This is a genomic window from Massilia genomosp. 1, from assembly GCF_011682185.1.
Classification (GTDB): Bacteria; Pseudomonadota; Gammaproteobacteria; order Burkholderiales; family Burkholderiaceae_D; genus Telluria_A; species Telluria_A rubra.
Window position 1 is genome coordinate 1 of record NZ_WHJF01000190.1, and the last position, 5,414, is coordinate 5,414.

Consider the following 5,414-nt stretch of genomic DNA (forward strand, 5'->3'; position numbering starts at 1 on the left):
GCAAGAGCGATGGCGAGCCCGGCGTCAAGACGATCTGGCTCGGCTTGAAGGATGTTCACGTGGCGGCGGAAACGATACGCGCGCTACGGGGAATTGGCGCACTGAACACTTGTGTATAACGAGGTGGGTTCACCCTTCAGGAAAAACCGAGTGAGCGAATGACCCCGCTTCTGGCCGAGTCTATTTCCCCGGCGGCGGCGTGGTGGCTGCGGCGCAGCCCTTGATGATCGTGGTGCCCGATACGGTCGGCGTCAATGCCCAGGTCAGCATCGCGAACCAGGATATCGGCTTCGTCAATGCCGGGCAGATTGCCAACGTCAAGCTTGAAACCTTCCCGTATACCAAGTACGGCACGGTGGACGCCACAGTCGAGGTGCTCACGGCCGATGCGGTGACCGACGAAAAGAAGGGATCGTTTTATCCGGCCACGCTGAAATTCAAGCAAACCACGTTGATGGTCGACGGCAAGCGCGTTGCATAGAGTCCCGGAATGAACGTGACCGCCGAAATCAAGACGGGCAAGCGCCGGATTATCGACTATTTGCTGGCGCCGGTGCAGCGCGCTACTCAGGAGAGTTTGCGTGAGCGTTAATGGTTCTGAGCGTGGGAAGTTGCGGGATCAATCAGTCTTGAGGCGATTTCCGGTTTGGAAAAAGAGAATATTTACATCAATAAACGGAGTGTTTGATAATGGGTTTTTTCTATTTGGGACTGCTGTTAGGCTGGTTTCTTGTGCTTTTGGTCATTGCAAGAGGTATCGCATGGTTAATCGATGTCAAGCATAAAAAATTGGTCGCAATGGTCATTATCATGCTCGGATTGCCGCTGCCGCTGGCTGATGAAATCATTGGTGCTATACAATTCGGTGAATTGTGCAAGAATCAAGTTCTGTATAAGTCGCCGGATATGGAGAATATGAAAGGATCGCGCATTATATCTATGCCTCATGCCGATATTCCAATTAATGATAAGGCACTACCAATGACTCGCCAGATTCGGGAATATGTAAGCGAAAGCAATCATGCGCTGATGCTGAGGTACAACGTTTTCAGGGCGGGGAAAGGATATCTGGCTAGAACATTTCCGCTGAACGAGGGGGAGGCGCCATTGACTTTCGTCGGAGTGTGTCACCCGGAAGAATATCGTATGCTGTTTACAAATTATATAGTTGTCAACTAACTCGAGGTAATTTAATGAACTTACACAATATCTATATAAATGCAATTTTGGCTGATGCTTCGTATGCGTACGATTTAATAGATGGATTGAAGGGTTCTGATTTAGAAAAGGCGTTGAGCCTTCGAATGACCCCTGCTCTGGCCAAGTTTATGGCAAGAGAATTTAGCGTGGTCAGCCACCTTGAAACTGATGATGAATGGATGAGTGGATTCGACGGAACGATTTGGAGATCGACTTCGGATAAGAAGATTTTTGTTTCCTTGCAAGGCACAAAAGGACTGGGCGATATGGTGGCCGATACTTCGTTGGCTTTGGACGGTATGGCACGGATGCAGATTGCCGATATGGTTAACTGGTGGCTTCGTGAAACCGGCGGGCCTAAAGATAAGGTTGCCCAAATCCGGGTGAGCGTAAGGATCGAAGAAGGGGATGGAATTACTCAGTTTTTTGAAAAAGCGCCCGATGTCTTTGGTACGGGTCATATTGCGGCAGATGACCTGGCTAAAGGTGTTGAAGTGAATGGTCACAGCTTGGGCGGATATCTCGCCTCAGCGTTTTTGCGTCTGTTTAACTTGCAAGTGCCGAAAATTCATGCCGCGACATTTAACAGTGCTGGTTTTGCTTTTGGCAGCGATAAAGCGTTCATGCAGTTGGAATCTTTGCTTGGTCCGGGTTTGGGTGCGGGGCGATATCCAAATAAAACTGATCAGGACAATTTTTTCGCAGAAAATGGGCTCAATGCAGTTACAAATACCTGGTGGTTTACACAAACCGGGGAGCGTCAGCCTATCTTTAACGAGCAATCGGTCGGGATTCCAAATCATTTCATGTATAAGCTCACTGATACGCTCAGTGTTGCCGATATCATGGCGCAGCTTGACAAATCATTCGATAGGAATACGTTGAGCTATGTGTTGAAGCATAGCTCGGACCGAAGTAATGGTAGTTTGGAAAATCTCCTTGATGCATTGACTAAAACGTTCGTCGATGAAAATTTGGCGCCGACACCCATTGGAGACGTTGAGGATAGCGCGGCAAGTAGGGTGACATTTTATGACAATTTATCGCGCCTAATTCAAGCTGACGAAAAGGGCAAGCCTACAGGAATCGTTGCAGACTTGAGCGGAAAGGTTCGCATTAACCTGCCAACAAATTCGGTCCCTGCGCGAAGCGACGAATTAAGTTATCTGCCCTATCTGTTATCTTTGAAGTATCTGTTGCCGATTCAAGTTACACCCTATTTTCTAGATGGGCTGGCAATCATTACCGCGCGCCACATGTCGCTAGCAGATAAAATTGCAAGTGACCGGGTTGATTTCGATATAAAAGAACGCACGGGCGCGTTGAATTTCAGCGATCTGTATCTTTCCAGCAGGTCCTTGATGTTAAAAATGGTGATTGAGAGAAATAGAACCGACTCGACCGGCATTGCGCCCTACCCGAATCTGATGTTCTACGACACTGTCACCAATACGACCTTGCGCTCCGGCAGTTCCGATTCCGGCGACGCGGGACGCCGCCAGATCCTGTTTGGTGGTGAATACGGCAACCTGCTGCAAGGCGGTGACCGTTAATGTTATGCAGTGAAGTCAGTCCTCGGGCCGATTGCGTCCGGGGAAAATGTTGGTTCGAAAAACACGCTGCGGTTTGCGACTGTATAACAGGAGGATGTAATTATGGGATTGTTCTATTTGGCATTGCTGCTGGTCTGGTTCGGTATTCTCTGGTGGGTGGTGAAAGGTATCACGCGGTGCGTTGATAAAAGGTACAAGGGATTGATTCCGACCACTATTATTGCCATTGCCTATCCGCTGCCACTCGCTGATGAAATTATTGGGGCGATACAGTTCGGGATTTTATGCAGGAATCAGGTGATCTATAAGGATCCGGAGATGGCGAAAAGAAGAGGGACACGTCTAATATTTGTTGCTCATGGGGAAGATGGGGTTGGTGGAAAAACGCTTCCCATGACCAGTAGAATTAAGGAATTCGTCTATGAAAGCGATCAATCATTGATGTTTAAGTATGTCGTTTTCAAAGCGGGCCAAGGATTTTTAGCCAGAAATTTCCAGATCAACGAGGGAGGGCGTCCGTTGATCTTTTCCGGCACATGCCAGCCGAAAGAAATTAGCACAATTTTTACTGAATACAAAGTTATTAACTAAGCCGGGGAAATATATATATGAATATGCATGATGTTTTCATCAATGCGATTTTGGCTGATGCTGTTTATGTGGACGGTTTGGACGATGGCTTGACAGGTTCACCCTTCAAGGAAAACCGGGTGAGCGAATGACCCCGCTTCTGGCTGAGTTTACTTCCCCGGCGGTGTGCTAGATGCGGCGCAGCCCTTGATCATCGTGGTGCCCGATACGGTCGGCGGCAGCGCCCAAGTCAGCATCGCGCACCAGGACATCGCTTCGTCAATGCCGGGCAGATGCCAACGTCAAGCTCAAAAACTTTCCCTATGCCAAGTACGGCACGGTGGACGCGAAAGTCAAGGTGCTCACGGTCGATGCGGTAATCGACGAAAAAATGGGCGTTTTATCTAACCACGCTGACATTCAAACAAGGGCAAGCGCCGGATTATCGATTATTTTTTGGCGTCGATTCTGCGCGCGACGCAAGAGAGTTTGCGTGAGCGGTAATGGTTGCGCGGGGTTCTCAGTCGTCGGGATGACTGAATTTGAGGAGGAGGTTGGTTTGAAAATGTGCATTAATTTGCAGGAATATAGACGGGGGTATTGCTATGGGATTGGTCTAGTTAGCATTGATGGTCATCTGGTTCGGTGTGCTCTGATGGGTAGCCAAAGGTATCACATGGCTGGTCGGTCAACGGTATAAGAATTTGATTTTGACGATTGTCATTGTGGATGTATATCCGCTGCCGCTCGCCGATGAGATTGTTGGGGCGATACAGTTCAGAACGCTATGCCAGAACCAGATGATCTATAAGGATCCGGAGATGGAGAAAAAAGGGCGCGCGTCTTATATATGTTGATCATGAAGAAGAGCAGATTGACGGAAAGGCACTTCCCATGACAAGCGAAATTTGGGAGTGCGTCTATAAAAACAATAAATCAGTAATGCTTAGATATGTCGTATTCCGAACAGGCCAGGGACGTTGACTAGATATATCCAGATCAACGACGGAGGTAGCCCGTTAATCTTCAGCGAAGTGTGCTACCCGAAAGAGGGAAAAGACCTTTACATTGAGTAAGAAGTTGTCAATTAGAAGTCAATTTGAAAATATGCAGCAACGTGCAAAAGTCTAAAAGGATAATGTAATTATGGGATTGTATATTTTGGCATTGCTGCTGATCTGGCTTGGTGTGCTCTGGTGGGTGGTGAAAGGTATCATGTGGCGGGTCGATCATCCGTACAAGGCGTTAATTTCGACGATTATCGTTGTCGTTGCCTATCCGCTGCCGGTCGCGGATGAAATCGTTGGGGCGATACAGTTCAGAAATTTATGTGAGCAACAGGTGATCTATAAGGATCCGAACATGGCGAAAAAAAGAGGCGCGCGTCTCAAATTCGTGCGTCATGAAAAAACGCAAATTAGCGGGACGGCGGTGCCCGTGACGAGCGAACTTTGGGAGTTTGTTAATGAAAGCGATCAATCATTGATGATCAAGTATGTGGTATTCGAAACAGATGGAGGAATTTTGGCCAGAAATTTTTACCTCCAGGAGGGAAGCGGCCCATTATTATTTACCAGTGCTTGCCAACCAAAAGAATATCCCATGCTTGCTAGTGAATTCGAAGTTATAGACTAAAACGGAGTGATATATATGAATATACATGATATTTTTCTTAACGCAATTTTATCTGATGCAGCTTATGCAAATAATTTGAAGGATGATTTGAAAGGGCCATTGTTAAAAGCTGCGCTGGAAAATCAAATGACCCCGGTCTTGGCCGAGTTTATCTCAAATGAATTTACTGTCATCAGACATTTGGAATCCGGCGATATTTTGGGGAGCGGCTTCGACGGCACGATGTGGAAAAATTCGAAGGGCAAAGTCTATCTGTCCTTCCAAGGCACGTATGGCTTTAAAGATTTCGGGGCGGATGCTGGGTTGGCATTTAGCGGCGTGGCCCGCAAGGGCCCAATGCCGTTTTGAGTGGAAGTTGACTTCGGCTACCATATCGGCTACCGCTGTGAATGTCTGCGCCTTGCGGCGCTTGTCGATGTCCGGTCCGGAGCAGGGTCAAGGGCGGGCGGCGCGAAG

The 5,414-nt window shown here is 48.0% G+C and carries 6 protein-coding genes; all 6 read left to right on the forward strand.

Features of this window, described 5'->3' with window-relative positions; all coding sequences use genetic code 11:
• Positions 1-199 precede the first annotated feature (199 nt).
• The 6 genes from F1735_RS32315 (at position 200) to F1735_RS32340 (ending at position 5,306) form a co-directional block, all read left to right on the forward strand.
• Positions 200-481 carry an HlyD family efflux transporter periplasmic adaptor subunit gene (locus F1735_RS32315; RefSeq protein ID WP_187364420.1) on the forward strand — a complete coding sequence of 94 codons (282 nt, stop codon included), beginning with the start codon at positions 200-202 and terminating at the stop codon, positions 479-481.
• Positions 482-690: 209 nt separating this feature from the next.
• Positions 691-1,179: a hypothetical protein gene (locus tag F1735_RS32320; RefSeq protein ID WP_167240958.1), complete on the forward strand. Its 489-nt coding sequence runs from the start codon at positions 691-693 to the stop codon at positions 1,177-1,179.
• A 14-nt stretch (positions 1,180-1,193) separates the two neighbouring features.
• Positions 1,194-2,753, forward strand: a complete 1,560-nt coding sequence (locus F1735_RS32325; protein WP_167240960.1) for a hypothetical protein — start codon at positions 1,194-1,196, stop codon at positions 2,751-2,753.
• Between the two features lie 102 nt (positions 2,754-2,855).
• Positions 2,856-3,344 carry a hypothetical protein gene (locus tag F1735_RS32330; RefSeq protein WP_167240962.1) on the forward strand — a complete coding sequence of 163 codons (489 nt, stop codon included), beginning with the start codon at positions 2,856-2,858 and terminating at the stop codon, positions 3,342-3,344.
• A gap of 1,125 nt (positions 3,345-4,469) precedes the next feature.
• On the forward strand, positions 4,470-4,958 hold the full coding sequence (locus F1735_RS32335) for a hypothetical protein (RefSeq protein WP_167240964.1): 489 nt from the start codon (positions 4,470-4,472) through the stop codon (positions 4,956-4,958).
• 15 nt (positions 4,959-4,973) lie between these two features.
• Positions 4,974-5,306, forward strand: a complete 333-nt coding sequence (locus F1735_RS32340) for a hypothetical protein (protein ID WP_167240966.1) — start codon at positions 4,974-4,976, stop codon at positions 5,304-5,306.
• The last annotated feature ends 108 nt before the right edge of the window (positions 5,307-5,414 follow it).

Coding starts and splice junctions, on each gene's coding strand:
- F1735_RS32320 (WP_167240958.1), top strand. CDS start 691: ATGGGTTTTTTCTATTTGGGACTGCTGTTAGGCTGGTTTCTTGTGCTT.
- F1735_RS32325 (WP_167240960.1), top strand. CDS start 1,194: ATGAACTTACACAATATCTATATAAATGCAATTTTGGCTGATGCTTCG.
- F1735_RS32330 (WP_167240962.1), top strand. CDS start 2,856: ATGGGATTGTTCTATTTGGCATTGCTGCTGGTCTGGTTCGGTATTCTC.
- F1735_RS32335 (WP_167240964.1), top strand. CDS start 4,470: ATGGGATTGTATATTTTGGCATTGCTGCTGATCTGGCTTGGTGTGCTC.
- F1735_RS32340 (WP_167240966.1), top strand. CDS start 4,974: ATGAATATACATGATATTTTTCTTAACGCAATTTTATCTGATGCAGCT.